Source organism: Mycobacterium sp. DL (assembly GCF_039729195.1).
Classification (GTDB): Bacteria; Actinomycetota; Actinomycetes; order Mycobacteriales; family Mycobacteriaceae; genus Mycobacterium; species Mycobacterium hippocampi_A.
Window position 1 is genome coordinate 2,810,856 of the sequence record NZ_CP155796.1, and the last position, 16,880, is coordinate 2,827,735.

15 protein-coding genes are annotated in these 16,880 nt (G+C 67.6%); 7 read left to right on the forward strand and 8 right to left on the reverse strand.

Going from position 1 to position 16,880, the window contains the following annotated elements; genetic code table 11:
* Positions 1–5 precede the first annotated feature (5 nt).
* The 5 genes from ABDC78_RS13520 to ABDC78_RS13540 are packed head-to-tail and all read right to left on the reverse strand — an operon-like array spanning position 6 to position 8,606.
* Positions 6–179 (reverse strand): hypothetical protein, encoded by a 174-nt coding sequence (locus tag ABDC78_RS13520; RefSeq protein WP_178359209.1) that lies wholly within the window; start codon positions 177–179, stop codon positions 6–8.
* A 53-nt stretch (positions 180–232) separates the two neighbouring features.
* A complete protein-coding gene (gene treZ, locus ABDC78_RS13525) occupies positions 233–1,966 on the reverse strand; it encodes a malto-oligosyltrehalose trehalohydrolase (RefSeq protein WP_178359210.1) in 1,734 nt (577 codons plus the stop codon).
* Positions 1,959–4,253: a malto-oligosyltrehalose synthase gene (gene treY / locus ABDC78_RS13530; RefSeq protein ID WP_178359211.1), complete on the reverse strand. Its 2,295-nt coding sequence runs from the start codon at positions 4,251–4,253 to the stop codon at positions 1,959–1,961. The genes treZ and treY overlap by 8 nt, the downstream gene beginning before the upstream one ends.
* A 1-nt stretch (position 4,254) precedes the next feature.
* The gene (gene glgX / locus ABDC78_RS13535) at positions 4,255–6,408 is read right to left on the reverse strand and encodes a glycogen debranching protein GlgX (protein ID WP_178359212.1); all 2,154 of its coding nucleotides are present in this window, start codon (positions 6,406–6,408) and stop codon (positions 4,255–4,257) included.
* A complete protein-coding gene (locus tag ABDC78_RS13540) occupies positions 6,408–8,606 on the reverse strand; it encodes an acyltransferase family protein (protein WP_178359213.1) in 2,199 nt (732 codons plus the stop codon). Before ABDC78_RS13540 ends, glgX begins: the two co-directional genes overlap by 1 nt.
* A 23-nt stretch (positions 8,607–8,629) precedes the next feature.
* Here ABDC78_RS13540 and ABDC78_RS13545 point away from each other — a divergent pair, with 23 nt between their 5' ends.
* Genes ABDC78_RS13545 through ABDC78_RS13560 form a run of 4 tightly spaced genes read left to right on the forward strand, consistent with a single transcriptional unit; the run spans position 8,630 to position 12,312 of the window.
* The gene (locus tag ABDC78_RS13545) at positions 8,630–9,931 is read left to right on the forward strand and encodes an adenosylmethionine--8-amino-7-oxononanoate transaminase (protein ID WP_178359214.1); all 1,302 of its coding nucleotides are present in this window, start codon (positions 8,630–8,632) and stop codon (positions 9,929–9,931) included.
* A 40-nt stretch (positions 9,932–9,971) separates the two neighbouring features.
* Positions 9,972–11,114, forward strand: coding sequence for an 8-amino-7-oxononanoate synthase (locus ABDC78_RS13550; protein ID WP_178359215.1), 1,143 nt, complete (start codon positions 9,972–9,974; stop codon positions 11,112–11,114).
* Positions 11,111–11,791: a dethiobiotin synthase gene (bioD, locus tag ABDC78_RS13555; protein ID WP_178359216.1), complete on the forward strand. Its 681-nt coding sequence runs from the start codon at positions 11,111–11,113 to the stop codon at positions 11,789–11,791. Before ABDC78_RS13550 ends, bioD begins: the two co-directional genes overlap by 4 nt.
* Positions 11,791–12,312, forward strand: coding sequence for a 2'-5' RNA ligase family protein (locus ABDC78_RS13560; RefSeq protein ID WP_178359217.1), 522 nt, complete (start codon positions 11,791–11,793; stop codon positions 12,310–12,312). Before bioD ends, ABDC78_RS13560 begins: the two co-directional genes overlap by 1 nt.
* 6 nt (positions 12,313–12,318) lie before the next feature.
* On the opposite strand, the gene ABDC78_RS13565 is transcribed toward ABDC78_RS13560, so the two are convergent.
* Entirely contained in the window at positions 12,319–12,891 is a 573-nt protein-coding gene (locus ABDC78_RS13565; protein WP_178359218.1) for a TetR/AcrR family transcriptional regulator C-terminal domain-containing protein, read from the reverse strand.
* A gap of 80 nt (positions 12,892–12,971) precedes the next feature.
* Between ABDC78_RS13565 and bioB the strand changes: the two genes are divergently transcribed.
* Genes bioB through ABDC78_RS13580 form a run of 3 tightly spaced genes read left to right on the forward strand, consistent with a single transcriptional unit; the run spans position 12,972 to position 14,835 of the window.
* Complete coding sequence (gene bioB / locus ABDC78_RS13570; RefSeq protein ID WP_178359219.1) at positions 12,972–13,967, forward strand: biotin synthase BioB; 996 nt, start codon at positions 12,972–12,974, stop codon at positions 13,965–13,967.
* Entirely contained in the window at positions 13,967–14,194 is a 228-nt protein-coding gene (locus tag ABDC78_RS13575; protein ID WP_178359220.1) for a hypothetical protein, read from the forward strand. Before bioB ends, ABDC78_RS13575 begins: the two co-directional genes overlap by 1 nt.
* Positions 14,143–14,835 (forward strand): DUF2567 domain-containing protein, encoded by a 693-nt coding sequence (locus ABDC78_RS13580; RefSeq protein ID WP_178359221.1) that lies wholly within the window; start codon positions 14,143–14,145, stop codon positions 14,833–14,835. The genes ABDC78_RS13575 and ABDC78_RS13580 overlap by 52 nt, the downstream gene beginning before the upstream one ends.
* Here ABDC78_RS13580 and ABDC78_RS13585 read toward each other — a convergent pair.
* Both ABDC78_RS13585 and ABDC78_RS13590 read right to left on the reverse strand, forming a co-directional pair.
* Positions 14,771–16,123 (reverse strand): lipase family protein, encoded by a 1,353-nt coding sequence (locus tag ABDC78_RS13585; RefSeq protein ID WP_178359222.1) that lies wholly within the window; start codon positions 16,121–16,123, stop codon positions 14,771–14,773. The genes ABDC78_RS13580 and ABDC78_RS13585 overlap by 65 nt on opposite strands.
* A gap of 42 nt (positions 16,124–16,165) precedes the next feature.
* Positions 16,166–16,870, reverse strand: a complete 705-nt coding sequence (locus tag ABDC78_RS13590; protein ID WP_178359223.1) for an NUDIX domain-containing protein — start codon at positions 16,868–16,870, stop codon at positions 16,166–16,168.
* Positions 16,871–16,880: the final 10 nt, after the last annotated feature.

A 16,880-nucleotide genomic window follows, 5' to 3' on the forward strand; every position in this document is an offset into this window, starting at 1 on the left:
TCCTGCTAGCGGGGGTCAACGATGGTGATCCCGGCATTCCTTGCCGCGTCAGACAATCGGGCGTCATAAGTGACGAGCGCTCGAAGATCAGGTGCCGCGAGCGCCGCCGAAAGATGAATGGCATCAAGGGTTCTCATCTCCGGCGGCGGGATCTCGCCGGCCCTGTCCAGGGCCAGCACCAATGGCTCATCGTTGGCCTAGCGTTCTCCACAGGGCAGAAACCTGTGGACAGCTAGTTGGCAGCGCGGAGAAGTGCGACAGAATGCCCGGCCAGCCGAGTGGTATCACCGACTGTCTGCGGCTCATCCCAGGCCAGCACAACTTCCCCGGTGACCGGGACTTCCACGGGCTGCTCTCCGAGATTGCACACGACCGACACTGCGCCACGGTGCATCACGAACCAGCGGCGATGATCGTCGAACTCCACCCGCAGGTGATCCAGCCACGGATCGGCCAACTCCGGCTCGTCCCGGCGCAGCGCGATCAACGCCCGGTAGAACGCGTGCAGTCGCGCGTGATCGCCGTCGCCGATCTCGTCCCAGTTCAGCTTCGACCGGTGGAAAGTCGCAGGATCCTGCGGGTCGGGAATCTCATCGGCATCCCAGCCGTGTTCGGCGAACTCGTTCTTGCGCCCTTCCGCGGTCGCCCTGGCCAACTCGGGTTCGGGGTGCGAGCTGAAGAACTGGAACGGCGACGACGACGCCCATTCCTCGCCCATGAAGAGCATCGCCGTGTACGGAGAGCCCAGGACGAGGGCCGCTTTGATCGCGAGCTGGCCGGTGGTCAGGTTCTGCGAGGGCCGGTCACCGATCGCCCGGTTGCCGACCTGGTCGTGGGTCAGCGTGTACGCCAACAGACGGGTTGCCGGGATCGTGGCGGTGTCCAGTGCTCTTCCGTGCCGTCGGCGTCGGAACGACGAATAGGTGCCCGCGTGGAAGTACCCGTGCTGCAACGTCTGAGCCAACGTCTCCAGCGACCCGAAATCGCCGTAGTAGCCCTGGCGTTCGCCGGACACGGCCGAGTGGATCGCGTGGTGGATATCGTCGTCCCACTGCGCGGTCATGCCGAGGCCGCCGCGATCGCGTGGGGTGATCAGCTTCGGGTCGTTCATGTCGCTCTCCGCGACCAGGGACAGGGGTCGGCCGACTTTTGTTGCCAGAGAATCGGTTTCGGCGGAGAGCTCCTCGAGGATGGGATAGGCCGTGGTGTCGACCAGGGCGTGAACGGCGTCGAGTCGCAAGCCGTCGGCGTGGAAGTCACGCATCCACCGCAGCGCGCAGTCCAGGATGTAGCGGCGCACCTCGTCGGCGTCGGCGTCGGCGATGTTGATCGACTCGCCCCACGGGTTGCTCCCCGCGGACATATACGGCCCGAACTCGGGCAGATAGTTGCCCGACGGGCCGAGGTGGTTGAACACCGCGTCGATCAGCACGCCGAGACCCCGGGCGTGGCACGCGTCGATCAGCCGGATGAGCCCGTCGGGTCCGCCGTAGGTTTCGTGCACGGCGTACCAGAGCACGCCGTCGTAACCCCACCCGTGGGTGCCGCCGAATGCGTTCACCGGCATCACCTCGACGAAGTCGACCCCGAGGTCGACCAGATAGTCGAGCTTACCGATCGCCGCGTCGAATGTGCCTTCGGCGGTGAACGTTCCGGTGTGCAGTTCGTAGATGACGCCGCCCTCGATGGAGCGCCCGCGCCAGTCACCGTCGGACCACGCATCGTCGGTCGGACGCCACAACTGGGACCGTTCGTGCACACCATCGGGCTGTCGCGCGGAGCGCGGGTCCGGCAGCACCTTGGGGTTGTCATCGACGACGAATCCATAACGGGCATCCGGGGCGGCATCAACGACAGCCCGCCACCATCCGTCCTCGCCGCGGGTCATCTGGTGCAGGTGACCGCCGACGTCGAGCCGGACACGATCGGGCCGCGGCGCCCACACCGCGAATTCGTGCTCAGGCATCGGCGCGCACCAGCAGCGCGACGGGCAGCTCTCCGAACAGCTCTGCGGCAGGGGTCTGACCACGATGGGTGATACCGGTCAGCACGTCGGTCCATTCTCCTTCGGGCACGGTCAAAGTGGTGTCATCCCAGCCGCTGTCGGCCAGCCGGACGGTCCACCGACTGGCAACGACCATCACGTCGTCACCTCGCCGGAACGACACGATGTGCTCGGCGGCGGTGCCCTCGGCGGGCACCGGTCGGTACCCACCGGCGAGGAACGTGTCGGGTCGCTCGCGCCGCAGTTGCAGCGCCGCGCGGACGACGCTGATCTTCGGGTGCTCCATGGCGGCGAGCGCGTCGCGACGGGCCGGGTAGTCGACGGGACGCCTGTTGTCCGGATCGACCAGGCTGTCCTCCCAGAGTTCGGTGCCCTGATAGACGTCGGGCACACCGGGGGCGGTGAGCGCGATGAGTTTCTGGCCGAGGGCGTCGCCGCGCGCGTGCTGGTCGAGTCGGGACACCGTGGCGGTCAGCTCCGAGGCGACGGGGCCGTCGAGCACCGAGTCGAGCCAGGTGTGTACCGCAGTCTCGAACTGCTCGTCGGGATCGTTCCACGTGGTCTGCAGCGCAGCCTCACGAATCGCCTTCTCCGTGTAACCGTGCAGTCTGTCCCGAAGCTCCGCGCTCACCGTTCCGTCGGTGGGCCAGACCCCGAAGATGTTCTGCCACAGGAAGAGTCCGGTGACGGCGTCGGGTGACGGGGCGATGCGCTCCCAGCCCTGCACGAGTTCGCCCCACAGGGACGGAACCTGTGAGAGCACGCCGATGCGGGCGCGGACGTCCTCACCGCGTTTGGTGTCGTGGGTGGTCAGCGTGGCCATCGCCGTCGGCCACAGTGCCGCGCGGTCGGCGGCGCGTTGGTGGAACTCCGCTGCGCTCACGCCGAAATGCTCTGGCTCGCCTCCGACTTCGTTGAGCGACACCAACCGGGCGTCGCGGTAGAACAGGCAGTCCTCCATCGCCTTCGCCGTTGCGGCACCACACAGTTGCTGCAGTCGCACACTCACCTCGGATCCCACGGTCTGCGCCGCCACGAGAAGCGACAGCGGTTCCGCAAGTTCCGGATGCCGGGAGGTGGTTTCGCCTATCGCGACGGGCAACACCGACGGCAGCGTCAGGTAGTCCGACCGGTACACGCCGATATGGCTCAGCAGCGCGGCCACCGCGTCGGGAAGCCGGGGGTGGTCGCGGCCGGTCGCCGCAACGATCGCCCGGCACAGCCGTCGCAGTTCGCTTGCGAGCGTGTCGGTGACAGCCGCGACCTTGAGTCCGCGAGCGATCTCCGGGGTGGCCGAATAGTCGACTCCGGCCGACTCGACCAAGCCGGTGAGCGATTCGGTGCCGGTGGGATCGACGAAGAGGCCGCCCGTCTCGCGCAGCACGTCGTACCCGGTGGTGCCCGCCACGGGCAGGCTGGGGTCCAGCGGCTCGTCGACGGCGAGGATCTTCTCGATGACGATCCAGGCGTCCGGTCCGGTGAGTTCCCGCAGCCACGCCAGATAGCCTGCGGGATCCGATAATCCGTCCGGGTGGTCGATTCGTATTCCATCGACCAGGTTCTCGGCGAACCAGCGACCGACCTCGGCGTGGGTGGCGTCGAAGACCTCCCGGTCCTCCTGTCGCAGGCCCGCCAGGGACGTGATCGAGAAGAAGCGCCGATAGCCGCAGATGCCGTTGCGCCAGCCGATCAACTTGTAGTGCTGCCGGTCATGCACTTCCGACCCGGTGCCGGTGCCGGTGCCCGGACTGATCGGGTACTGCAGGTCGCCGAGTCGCAGCACGTCACCGTCGACGACCAAGTCGGCGACATCGTCGTCGGAACCCAGAACGGGCAACACGATCCGGCCGTCGGGATCCAGCGCCCAGTCGATGTCGAAGTACGAGGAGAACGACGACTCGCGTCCGTGGGTCAGGACATCCCACCACCACCGGTTCTGCTTGGGGACGTCGACGCCGACGTGGTTCGGCACGATATCAACGACAATGCCCAGTCCCGCCTCCCGCGCTTTCTCGGCGAGGCTCCGAAAGCCTTCGGGCCCACCGAGTTCGGCAGACACCGTGGTCGGGTCGGTCACGTCGTACCCGTGGCTGGAGCCTTCGGATGCGGTGAGGATAGGGGACAGGTACAGATGCGAGACGCCCAGTTCGGCGAAATAGTCGACCAGTTCCTCGGCGTCGGCGAAGGTGAACGCCTCGCCGCTGGCCGGGCCGCGCATCTGCAGTCGGTAGGTGGATGTCACTCTCATGTCAGGCGGTCTTGCGTAGGACGAGGACCGAATGGGGCTGCAGCGAGATCTTCTCGCCGGCGCTCACCACGAAGTCGGTGCTGCCGGTGGGGTCCGCGGTGTCCAGATCGGCAGTCCATTCCTTCGCGTAGTAGTCGCTGCGTGGCGCGACAAAATCCTGGACCTCGTCGTGAGAGTTGAAGCACAGCAGGAAGGAGTCGTCGACAACCCGTTCGCCGCGTTCGTTGGGGGCCGGGATGGCCTGTCCGTTGAGGAACACCGCCACACACTGGCCGAGGCCGGTCTCCCAGTCCTCGGGGTCCATCTCCTTGCCTGCCGGGGTGAGCCAGGCGATGTCTCTGGCCTCGGTGCCGGTGCGGATCGGCTTTCCCTCGAAGAACCGCCGCCGCCGGAAGACCGGATGCGTCTTGCGGAACTTCACCACCTTGCGGGTGAACTCCAATAGGTCGCCGTTGGTCTCGCACAGCGACCAGTCCATCCAGGACAGTTCGGAGTCCTGGCAGTAGACGTTGTTGTTGCCCTGTTGAGTTCGGCCGATCTCATCGCCGTGGGCGATCATCGGGGTGCCCTGCGACAGCATCAGCGTGGCCAAGATGTTGCGCATCTGCTTGCCGCGCAGAGCGAGGATCTGCGGGTCGTCGGTGGGACCCTCGACGCCGCAGTTCCACGACCGGTTGTGGCTCTCGCCGTCGCGGTTGTCCTCGCCGTTGGCTGCGTTGTGCTTCTCGTTGTACGACACGAGGTCATTCAGCGTGAAACCGTCATGGCAGGTGACGAAGTTGATGCTGGCGCTCGGGCGTCGACCCGTCGCCTCGTAGAGATCTGACGACCCGGTCAGCCGGGACGCGAACTCGCCTAGTGTCGCGGGCTCGCCCCGCCAGTAATCACGCACAGTGTCGCGATACTTCCCGTTCCATTCGGTCCACAAACCTGGGAAGTTCCCGACCTGGTAACCGCCTTCGCCGATGTCCCACGGTTCGGCGATGAGCTTGACCTGGCTCACCACCGGGTCCTGCTGAACCAGATCGAAGAACGCCGACAACCGGTCCACGTCGTAGAACTCGCGGGCCAGCGTCGCGGCGAGGTCGAATCGGAACCCGTCGACGTGCATGTCGAGCACCCAGTACCGCAGCGAGTCCATGATCAACTGCAGCGTGTGGGGGTGACGGGCATTGAGGCTGTTGCCGGTACCGGTGAAATCCTTGTAGTACCGGTTGTCGCCGTCGAGCAGTCGGTAGTAGGCGGCGTTGTCGATACCGCGGAAGTTGATCGTCGGCCCGAGGTGATTGCCTTCGGCGGTGTGGTTGTACACCACGTCGAGGATGACCTCTATGCCTGCTTCGTGGAACGCGCGCACCATCGTCTTGAACTCGGCTACGGCGCCGCCGGCGTGCTTGTTCGCCGCGTACTGGGAGTGCGGCGCGAAGAAGCCGAAGGTGTTGTAGCCCCAGTAGTTTTGCAGGTCCAGCTGCAACAGCCTGTGGTCGTGGAGGAACTGATGGACCGGCATCAACTCGATTGCGGTGACGTTCAACGACTTCAGGTGATCGATGATCGCCGGGTGCGCCAGGCCGGCATAGGTGCCGCGCAGTTCCTGGGGGATGCCGGGGTGCACCTGCGTCATGCCTTTGACATGAGCCTCGTAGATCACCGTCTCGTGATACGGGGTGCGGGGAGCGCGGTCAGAGCCCCACTGGAAGAACGGGTTGATCACGACGCTGGTCATGGTGCTGCCGAGGGAGTCGACCTGGGGCGGCACGCCACCGCTGGCCAGATCGTCAGCGTCCAGGTCGTAGGAGAACAGTGCCTGGGTGAAGTCGAACTCGCCGTGAAATGACTTGCCGTACGGGTCCAGTAGCAGCTTGCTCGGGTCGCAGCGGTGACCGGACGAGGGACTCCAGGGGCCGTGCACCCGGAAGCCGTAGCGCTGCCCCGGTGTCACCGTCGGCAGGTAGCAGTGCCAGACGTAACCGTCGACTTCGTCGAGGTCGATCCGATGCTCTCGGCCGTCCTTTCCGATCAGGCACAGTTCGACCCGGTCGGCGACTTCGGAGAACAGTGAGAAGTTCGTCCCGGCACCGTCGTAGGTGGCGCCGAGCGGGTAGGAGGCGCCCGGCCAGACGGTGGGCACGGACCCCGGTTCCGACGGTGGCATCAGTCCGACCACCAACCGGTGATGGCGGCGATCTGCCGGCCCAGCTCATTGGTCATGGTGCGCATGTACGTACTCGAGATGTGGTGGGAATCGTGATACATCAACACATTTCCCTCCACGACTCGGCAATGATCAGGTCGACACACCGCATTGCTCATGTCGAGCGGGTGCAGCAGCGGAAATTCGGCGACGTAATCCAGTGTCGGGTTGTGATCCGACAGTACTTCGGATCGTTCGATCCCGCATGATGTGGCATCTCCGCCGTCGGCCAGGCAATCGGCAGGGAAGAACGGCTCACCGTCGCGCACCATCCACGGGGTGTCCCGCATCGCGAGGATGGGAATTCCGTTGTCCGACAGCTTCTGCCAGATGCCGAGGTAGCTCGAGGGCATCACATCGCCGGGCTTGATGTTCCATGGGCGGGTCGAGGTCGTGAACACGTAGTCGGGACGGTCGGCGATGATCCTGGGCATGACCCGCTTGTTCCATTCTCGGCATTTCGGATACTTGCGGTTGTCACCCATCACCAGCGGTGTCTCCTCGGTCGTGAGCGGGCAGCCCATCTTGAGGTAGGTCACGACCTTGAAGCCGTGCAGTCGTCCCAGCAGATCCAACGCGGTGATCCAGTGTTCGGCATGGGAGCCGCCGGCCAGTGCGATGGTGCGGGTCGCCGATTCGTCGCCATAGGCGCAGTTGATCACCGTGGCGTTGTCGAAGTCGCTGATACATCCGTCGATCGTCGACTGTGGGATGTCGTCGTCGGCCTCGAGCACCGTCGGCCGCATCGGCAGCTTGGGCACCCGGACGTTGTCGATCAGGGCGCGCGCGCCCGGATAATCCCGCGAGGACAGCCCGGCGAGCTCCTTGCCGTTGTCCCGCAGCACGGTGACGTGCTCGCGCCACGAGAACGACGTCGCTGTCAGGGCCACCCCGAGAAGAGCGACGACCGAACCCAGCACGATCGTCGGCCGGCGCAACCGGGTGCGCAGCCTCGCCGGCGATCCGGAAGGCACCGCCGAGATCGCCGCTGCTGACGAATTACGGGCGCGCAGCGGCTCTTCGACGTATCGCGTCGTCAGCCAGGCCAGCAGACCGGACACCAGTAACACGGTTGCGCCCTCGATGAAGTCGACGCCCTGGCGGCCGGTGTAGGCGAGGTAGAAGATCAACAGCGGCCAGTGCCACAGATACAGCGAGTAGGCCATGGCTCCGAGCGCCACGAACGGTGCCGACGCGAGCAGGCGGTTCGGTGCCGGGATCCGGCCCAGGGTGTGCGGATCGGCGTGCCGGTTGGCCGCCGACAGGATGAACAGCAACGTGGCACCCACCGGGACCAGCGCCCACGGTCCGGGGAACTCCGTGACCCCGTCGATCAGCGCGCCACAGGACAGGATGGCCGCCAGCGCCACCACCGCGGCGATGGTGCGCAGCCACATCGGAGCACGCACGTGGGGGACCACCGCACCCACAAGAGCGCCGAGCAGAAGTTCCCAGGCACGGGCGAAGCTGCTGTAGTAGGCGGTGGCCTGGTCGGTGTTGTGCGCGATGATCGCGTAGACGAACGAGGCGATGGTCAGCGCGGCGAGCACCACGACGAACGCCACCCGCATCCGCTTGCCCAGCACTCGCCGGAAAAGGAACGCCGACAACAGGATCAGCACCAGGAAGGCGATGTAGAACTGGCCCTGGACAGACATCGACCAGATGTGCTGCAGCGGGCTGACCGACTCGCCCGCGCGCAGGTAGTCCGAAGCGCTGCGTGCGAGTTCCCAGTTCTGGTAGTACCCGAGGCTGGCCAGACTCTGGTCGGCGAACGTCTCCCAGCGGGTCTCGGGCTGGATCAGGATCGTCAGCACCGCGGACACGGCCAGCACCACGACCAGGGCCGGCAGCAACCTGCGGACCAGCCGGGTCACTTCGGGCACCGGACGCAGCGCGGCGCCCGGGGTCAACGCGCCGCGCAGCAGTCGTCCGCCGAAGAAGAAGCCGGAGAGCACCAGGAAGACGTCGACCCCGCCGGACACCCGCCCGAACCAGACGTGGAACACCGCCACCAGAAGGATCGCGACACCGCGCAGACCGTCGAGGTCGTGCCGGTAGAACCCCGACGTCCGCGTCCCGATGACAGGGGTCGCGACAGGCGGGGGTGGGCCCATATCGGTGCGGGACACCGGCCGGGCAGGGGCGAGGGTGTTCATGGTCGACGGTTAATCTACCGAAGGTGTCTGCGTTGACGCCTGCCGAGATCAGCGCTGTCGATGCCGCCCACATCTGGCATCCGTACAGCGCGATAGGCCCCGATTCCCTCGCCCCGACCGTCGCGGTGGGTGCGCATGGTGCCTGGCTGACTCTCATCTATCAGGGCCGTCAGGTCGAGGTGCTCGACGCGATGGCCTCCTGGTGGACCGCGGTCCACGGGCACGGCCACCCGATGCTCGACGCCGCCGTCACGCGGCAGCTGGCGACGATGAACCATGTCATGTTCGGCGGGTTGACCCACGAGCCGGCGGCTCGGCTGGCCCAGCTGCTGGTGGAGGTGACACCGGACGGGCTGGAGACGGTGTTCTTCAGCGACTCCGGGTCGGTTTCGGTTGAGGTCGCGGTCAAGATGGCGCTGCAGTACTGGCGCAGCACCGGTCGCGACGCCAAGAGCAGGTTGATGACGTGGCGCGGGGGTTACCACGGCGACACGTTCACACCGATGAGCGTGTGCGATCCGCAGGGCGGCATGCATGAGCTGTGGACCGGCCGGAACTCGCTGCTGGCCGATCAGGTCTTCGCCCCGCCACCGCCGTCGGACTACGACCCGGCCTACAGCGCGGCCTTCGCCGAGCAGCTCGCGGAGCACGCCCATGAGCTTGCGGCGGTGATCGTCGAGCCCGTTGTGCAGGGAGCGGGCGGCATGCGGTTCCACGATCCGCGCTACCTCGTCGATCTGCGGGAGGCCTGCGATCAGCACGGAGTGCTGTTGATCTTCGACGAGATCGCCACCGGCTTCGGCAGAACCGGGGCGATGTTCGCTGCCGACCACGCCGCTGTCAGCCCCGACATCATGTGTGTCGGCAAGGCGCTCACCGGCGGCTACCTCACCCTGGCCGCGACGTTGTGCACCCGCGACGTCGCGGACACCATCAGCGCCAACCCGCCGGGCGCGCTCATGCACGGGCCGACGTTCATGGCCAATGCGCTGGCCTGTGCGGTCAGCGTCGTATCGGTGGAATTGCTGCTCACCGGTGACTGGCGCGGACAGGTGCGCGACATCGAGGTCGGGCTGACCGAGGGGCTGGCGCCCGCGGCCGCGCTGGGCAACGTGGCCGATGTCCGGGTCCTGGGCGCGATCGGCGTGCTCGAGCTGGATCGCCCGGTGGATCTGCGCATCGCCACCCCGACCGCCATCGAGCACGGGGTGTGGCTCCGGCCGTTCCGCAACCTGGTCTACGTCATGCCGCCCTACATCTGCTCCCGCGCGGAGATCGACCAGATCACCTCCGGGATGGTCGCCGTCGCGCGTGCTCTAACCTGAACGGTGTTCAATTGTCGGCCCGCCGCTTGAAGGAGCCCGCGTGACCCGCCTCGGTCTGTCCCCCCTCGCCTGGCTCGATCAGGTCGAGACGCAGCGCCGCGCGGCCGGACTCCGACGTTCCCTGCGCAGCCGACCCCCCGTCGGCGCCGAGCTGGACCTGGCCTCCAACGACTACCTGGGGTTGTCGCAACATCCGGCGGTCATCGATGCCGGCGTGGCCGCGCTGCGCACCTGGGGTGCGGGATCCACCGGGTCCCGGCTGGTCACCGGCAACACCGACCTGCACGAGGCGTTCGAGGACGCCCTGGCCGGATTCGTCGGCGCCGCCTCGGCTCTGGTGTTCTCATCGGGGTACACCGCCAATCTCGGCGCGGTGGTGGCGCTGTCCGGACCCGGTTCGCTGTTGGTGTCGGACGCGCTGACCCACGCCTCGCTGGTCGACGCGTGCCGGTTGTCGCGGGCTCGGGTGGCGGTCACTCCGCACCGCGACGTCGCCGCGGTCGACGGGGCACTGAGCGGCCGCTCCGAGGAGCGTGCCGTCGTGGTCACCGACTCGGTCTTCTCGGCCGACGGTGATCTGGCCCCGCTGCGGGAGCTTCACGAGGTGTGCCGTCGGCATGGCGCGTTGCTGATCGTCGACGAAGCCCACGGGCTCGGCGTGCGCGGCGACGGCGGCCGGGGACTGCTGAACGAGGTCGGCCTGGCGGGCGCCCCGGATGTGGTGATGACGACGACGCTGTCCAAGGCGCTCGGCAGCCAGGGCGGCGTGGTGCTGGGCCCGAGCGCGGTCCGTGACCACCTGATCGACGCCGCCCGACCGTTCATCTTCGACACCGGCCTGGCTCCGGCAGCGGTCGGCGCCGCGCACGCTGCGCTGAAGGTGCTCATCGACGAGCCGTGGCGGGCGCCTCGGGTGCTGGACAACGCCGCGGTGCTGGCGTCGATGTGTGGTGTCGCCGAGGTTCCCTCCTCGGCGGTGGTGTCGGTGATCCTCGGAGAACCAGAGGTGGCGCTGGCCGCCGCCGCGGCCTGCCTGGAGCGCGGCGTTCGGGTCGGCTGCTTCCGGCCACCCACCGTCCCGGCCGGCACATCGCGGTTGCGATTGACCGCACGGGCGTCGCTGACCGAGGAAGAGATGGCACTGGCCCGCACCGTGCTCTCCGACGTGCTGTCGCCGGCGTGAGCGTTCTTGTCGTCACCGGAACCGACACCGGCGTCGGCAAGACCGTCGCCACCGCGGCTCTGGCGTGCCACGCGAGGCTGGTCGGTATCGACGTCGCGGTGTGTAAACCGGTGCAGACGGGTACCCGGGACGGCGACGATGACCTCGCCGAGGTCTCCCGGTTGTCGAGAGTCGGCGAATTGCATTCTCTGGCAAGGTTTCCCGAGCCGTTGGCGCCTCTGGCCGCCGCTCAGCGGGTGGGGGGCGAACTGCCGGGCCGGGCGGCGCTGGTGGACATGGTCACCGCGGTGGACCGCCCGGGTCGGCTGACGCTCGTCGAGGGCGCCGGGGGCCTACTGGTCGAGATAGGCGCGGACGGGCTGACGCTGCGCGACCTTGCGGGCGATCTCGAGGCCCCCGTATTGACCGTCGTCGCGCCGGGGCTCGGCACGCTCAACCACACCGCCCTGACCCTGGAGGCCCTGGCCACCCGCAGGATCGACAGCGCGGGTCTGGTCATCGGAGCGTGGCCGGCCCAGCCAGGTGTGGCCGAGTCGGAGAATCGGGTGGCACTGTCCCGGCTGGCCCAGCTGCGGGCGGTACTGCCGGCCGGCGCCGGGTTGCTGACGGCCGAGGCGTTCGAATCGATCAGCGCGGCAGCCTTCGACCGGTCGTGGGTCGAGAGCCTGGTCGGCTGATGGTCCACTCCGTCGAGCTGCTGTTGGACAGCGAGACCGAATCGGCGGTCCAACAGATCTGGGCCGACCTGATGGCCGTCGGCATTCGCAGCCAGGCGGCGCACCGGTCGCCCAGCAACCGCCCGCACATCACGCTCACCGTCGCCGAACGGATGGACGACACCGTCGACGCCGCGCTGCTCCCGGTGCTGGCGCGGCTGCCGCTGGACTGTCGGATCGGGGCGCTGATGCTGTTCGGCAGCCGCGCGATCACCCTGGTGCGCCTGGTGGTGCCGTCGGTGCAGCTGCTGGCACTGCACGCCGAGGTGCACCGGATCTGCCTGGCGCAGACCCCCGACGGTCCGCTGGTGCACGCAGAACCGGGGGCGTGGACCCCGCATGTCACGCTGGCCCGACGGCTGAGCCCCGACGTGCTGCCCCAGGCATTGGCACTGCCGCAGGTGAGCCATGAGATCCCCGGCCGCATCACAGGTTTGCGGCACTGGGATGGCAACGCCAAGGTCGTGCACCCGATCGGTTGACGCGCTTCAGACCTGCGCGCGGCTCTGTGCCGCGATCCCGTCGACCAGCAGTTCGAGCCCGAAGGCGAAACGTGCGCTGGGGTTCTCGGTCCAGACCGTCTGGACGACGTCGGCGCCCGCGGCGTCCCACTGCATCCGGGACTGCTCGTCGGCGGTGAAGCCGAGAACGTAGTACACGACGGTGCGGGCGGCCAGTTCGGCCTTGGCCGCGGCCACGCCCGCCTCGGCGGCCGCTGCGCTCAGCCGGGCCAGGACGTCGCCCATCACCGCGGACTGGCCTGCGGCGAAGCTGGCCGACACGAGTTCGGCGCCGTCGGTGTGTGACAGCAGGGCATCGCGCAACTGCCCGCAGACACCGGTGATGCGGGCCCGCCAGTCACCGGGTTGGTCGGTGATCGGCTGCAGGATCCGATCGGCCACCGCGCCGAGAAGCTCCTGTTTGTTGGCGAAATGCCAGTACAGCGCGCCGGGGGAGACGGCGAGCTCGCGGGCCAGTCGCCGCATCGACAGGTCGGCGATACCGAAGTTGTCCAGGAGCGCTGTCGCCGCCTCGACCACGTCGCGTTTGTGGAGCTGCACGCCAGTACCCTAACCTGAACGGTGTTCAAGACGCGGCGATGAGCGCTTGCGCGACGAGCAGACGAACAGGAGACAGACGAGTGAGCGACATCCTGGCGGTGGCCCGACAGCAGGTGCTGGAACGAGGTGAGGGCCTCGACCAGGACCAGACCCTGCAGGTGCTGCAACTGCCGGACGAGCGTCTCGACGATCTGTTGGCGCTGGCGCACGAGGTCCGGATGGCGTGGTGCGGACCGGACGTCGAGGTCGAGGGCATCATCAGCCTCAAGACCGGCGGTTGCCCGGAGGATTGCCACTTCTGTTCTCAGTCAGGGCTTTTCGCCTCTCCGGTGCGCAGCGCCTGGCTCGACATCCCGAGCCTGGTGGAAGCCGCCAAGCAGACCGCCAAGACCGGGGCGACGGAATTCTGCATCGTCGCGGCGGTGCGCGGGCCGGATGAACGCCTGCTGGCGCAGGTCGCCGCAGGCATCGAGGCGATCCGCAACGAGGTCGACATCCAGATCGCCTGCTCGCTGGGCATGCTCGATCAGCAGCAGGTCGATCAGCTCGCGGCGATGGGCGTGCACCGCTACAACCACAATCTCGAGACCGCCCGCTCGTACTTCACCAACGTTGTCACCACTCATTCCTGGGAAGAGCGTTGGGGCACACTGGAAATGGTGCGCGAGGCGGGCATGGAGGTGTGCTGCGGCGGCATCCTGGGCATGGGGGAGTCGCTGGAGCAGCGGGCGGAGTTCGCGGCCAACCTCGCCGAACTCGACCCGCATGAGGTCCCGCTGAACTTCCTCAACCCGCGCCCGGGGACCCCGTTCGGGGACCTGGAGGTGCTGCCGGCGTCCGAAGCGCTCAAGGCGGTGGCGGCGTTCCGCTTGGCGCTGCCGCGCACGATGCTCCGTTTCGCCGGTGGCCGGGAGATCACGCTGGGTGACCTGGGTGCCAAGAAGGGGATCCTGGGCGGTATCAACGCCGTCATCGTCGGCAATTACCTGACCACTCTCGGCCGACCGGCCGAGGCGGACCTGGAATTGCTCGACGACCTGCAGATGCCGATCAAGGCGCTGAACGCCAGCTTGTGATGGTTCACGAACTGCCCGCGGCAGTCGGTGCCGGTGTCTACAACGTCTACACCGGTGGGCCGGCGGGCAGCACGTCGCCGACGGCCGCCCAACTCGGTCTCGAGCCGCCCCGATTCTGCGCCGAATGCGGTCGTCGGATGATCGTTCAGGTCCGTCCGGATGGGTGGTGGGCAAAATGTTCGCGCCACGGTCTGGTCGATTCGAAGGACCTGGAGCTGTACCGGTGAACGAGCCGACGGTGTCGCGGCGGCGCGCGGCGTTGATCGTCGTCGCGGGACTGACCCTGGTGGGTGCGCTCGTCGGAGCCCTGTGGGCGTGGCTGGCGCCGCCGATCCGCGGGGTGGTCGCGTTGACGCGGGCCGGAGACCGGATCACCGCCTCACTGGGCAACGAGTCAGACCATTGGTTCGCGGCCGCGTTCCTGGTCATCGGCATGCTCGGTGTCGTGGCTGTGGTCGCGGCAGTTCTGGTGTGGCAGTGGCGCGCTCACCGCGGACCGGTGATGGTCGCGGCACTGGCCGTCGGCGGGGTGGCCGCAGCCGCGGTCGCGGCCGGAGTGGGTGCTCTCGCCGTCCGGCTTCGGTACGGGACCATCGACGTGGCCGCGGCACCGGTGACGGAGGAGAACCGGGTGCACTACGTCGTCGAAGCGCCCGCCGTGTTCTTCGGCCACTCGCCGCTGCAGATCGCTGCGACACTGTTGTTCCCCGCCGGGGTCGCGGCGTTGGTCTACCTGTTGGCCGCGACGGCGACTCCGCGCGACGATCTCGGCGCCTGGCCGCCGGTCGAGTACCCGGTGCTGACTACTGATCGAACTGCGACAGTGGCTGACGTTCCACCCGTCGCCCCGTCATCACCTTCACCGTGATCACGCCGAGGGTGAGCATTCCCCGGTAGGTCGACGGATTGAGCAGTGTCGGCCATTTTGTCCGCGCGATGTGCGCCCGCAGCGGCCGCCCGGCGAATCGGTCCCGGAGCCAGCGCAGTGTCATCGGCGCCGACATCGGATGCAGCAGCAGGTGCTCGCTGAGCATGTCGCGGTGATAGGTGACGCTCGCGCCGCCGCGGGTGTAGGTCTCGGTCAGCTCGTCGATGTCGTCGACGGAGATGATCCGGTCGTGCACCGCCTGCACGATCAACACCGGAGGCTTGGGCGCACAGGTTCCGAGCTTGATGCTGTCGAAGACGTGCTGAACCTCCGGGGTCAGCAGGATCTCCTCGAGCGGCCGGTCGATCAGATCGGCCATGTCCTTACCGGCGAGCCGCAGCATGGCGTGAGCGGTCGTCATCTTCTCGATGCGGGCGAGCGTCGCCTTGCCCTCGTCGGTGGCGTGTTCGGAGATGATGCGATCGAGTTCGGGATAGATGTGGGTCAGCGCGGCGACGACCATGGCGGGCAGCGCCGAGTAGATGCTGCCGTTGAGGCGTTTGAACGTGTGGCCGAGGTCGCCGACCGGAGACCCGAGCACCGCACCGACGACGTTGAGTTCCGGGGCGTAGGTGCCCTGCACCTCCGCTGCCCACGCCGAGGCCAGCCCGCCCCCTGAGTAACCCCACAGCCCGATCGGCGATTCGGGCGTCAGGCCCAGCGCGTTGTGATTGATCGCGGCGCGCACCCCGTCCAGCACGTGATAACCGGGTTCGTACGGGGCGCCCCACATGCCGGTCGGGCCTTCGTGGTCCGGAACCGACACGGCCCAGCCTTCGGCAAGCGCCGCCACGATCAGCAGGAACTCGAACTGCGCCACCGCGCCGAGGGCCTTGGCGCCCCGCCGCAGCGCGTAGGACGGGAAGCACCGCCCGGCCACCGCATCGATGGCGCACTGATAGGAGACGACGGGTGTCGGCCCAGAGGACGCCTTCTCGGTGGGGACCACGACGGTGGTGACGGTGGCGTGCGGCTCTCCGTTGAGATCGGTGGTGCGATAGAGCAGCTGGGTGGCGTGGAACTTCTGCGGGATGAAGCCCAGGAACGCAAGCTCGACATCACGGGATCGCAGAACGGTTCCCGGGAGGGCGTGCTCGAACCCGGACGGCGGTTGATAGAAGGAGTCGTGGGCGGGAACCACCGGGCGCGCTCTGCGCTGTAGTGGCTGGTGGGGAGCCTGACCGAACCACTCGGCTCCGGTCGACCGCGCCACACTGCCCAAGTCCATCTCGGCATTGTTGCCTAAGGATGCACTAAGAATCCAGTCGACTCACCCGGGAGGGCGCAGGGCAGCAAACTCGTCGGTGACGCGATAGCGCGATTCGGTGAATCGGTACAACGCCGCCGGTCGACCGCCGCTGCGGCCCGATCGGGCGGTGGTGCCGGTCCGGGTGATCACCTGTCGACGCTCCAGCACGCGCTGCAGGTTGGTCGCATCGACGGGGTGGCCCAGTGCCGCGCTGTAGATGTCACGCAACGTCGAAAGCGCGAATTCACCTGGTGCCAGCGCGAATCCAATATTCGTGTAGGACAGCTTGGCGACGAGGCGGTTGTGCGCGTGCTCGACCATCGGGCCGTGGTCGAACGCCATGGGTGGCAGATCGCTGACCGGGTGCCAGCGGGTGTCCGACGGCAGTTCCGGCGTGGCGGGGGAGGGCACCAGGCCGAGGAATGTCGAGGCGATGGTGCGGCGGCGCGGAACCCGGTCCGGGTCCGAGAACACGGCGAGTTGCTCGAGATGGGCGAGTTCGCGCAGGTCCACCTTCTCCGCGAGTTGGCGTCGGACCGAGGTCGTCATGTCCTCGTCCACGCCCAACCGGCCGCCGGGCAATGACCACTTACCGCGCTCGGGGCTGAGCGCACGCTGCCACAACAGCACGTGAAGTGCAGCTTTTCGATCGGTGCTGGGCAGGTCGGCGCGGCGCACCTGGAACACGGCGGCCAAGACCTCGTGGTCGGTGCTAATATGGGCCATGTTTTCGATT

Coding starts and splice junctions, on each gene's coding strand:
- treZ (WP_178359210.1), bottom strand. CDS start 1,966: ATGCCTGAGCACGAATTCGCGGTGTGGGCGCCGCGGCCCGATCGTGTC.
- treY (WP_178359211.1), bottom strand. CDS start 4,253: ATGAGAGTGACATCCACCTACCGACTGCAGATGCGCGGCCCGGCCAGC.
- glgX (WP_178359212.1), bottom strand. CDS start 6,408: ATGCCACCGTCGGAACCGGGGTCCGTGCCCACCGTCTGGCCGGGCGCC.
- ABDC78_RS13540 (WP_178359213.1), bottom strand. CDS start 8,606: ATGAACACCCTCGCCCCTGCCCGGCCGGTGTCCCGCACCGATATGGGC.
- ABDC78_RS13560 (WP_178359217.1), top strand. CDS start 11,791: ATGGTCCACTCCGTCGAGCTGCTGTTGGACAGCGAGACCGAATCGGCG.
- ABDC78_RS13575 (WP_178359220.1), top strand. CDS start 13,967: ATGGTTCACGAACTGCCCGCGGCAGTCGGTGCCGGTGTCTACAACGTC.
- ABDC78_RS13580 (WP_178359221.1), top strand. CDS start 14,143: ATGTTCGCGCCACGGTCTGGTCGATTCGAAGGACCTGGAGCTGTACCG.
- ABDC78_RS13585 (WP_178359222.1), bottom strand. CDS start 16,123: ATGGACTTGGGCAGTGTGGCGCGGTCGACCGGAGCCGAGTGGTTCGGT.
- ABDC78_RS13590 (WP_178359223.1), bottom strand. CDS start 16,870: ATGGCCCATATTAGCACCGACCACGAGGTCTTGGCCGCCGTGTTCCAG.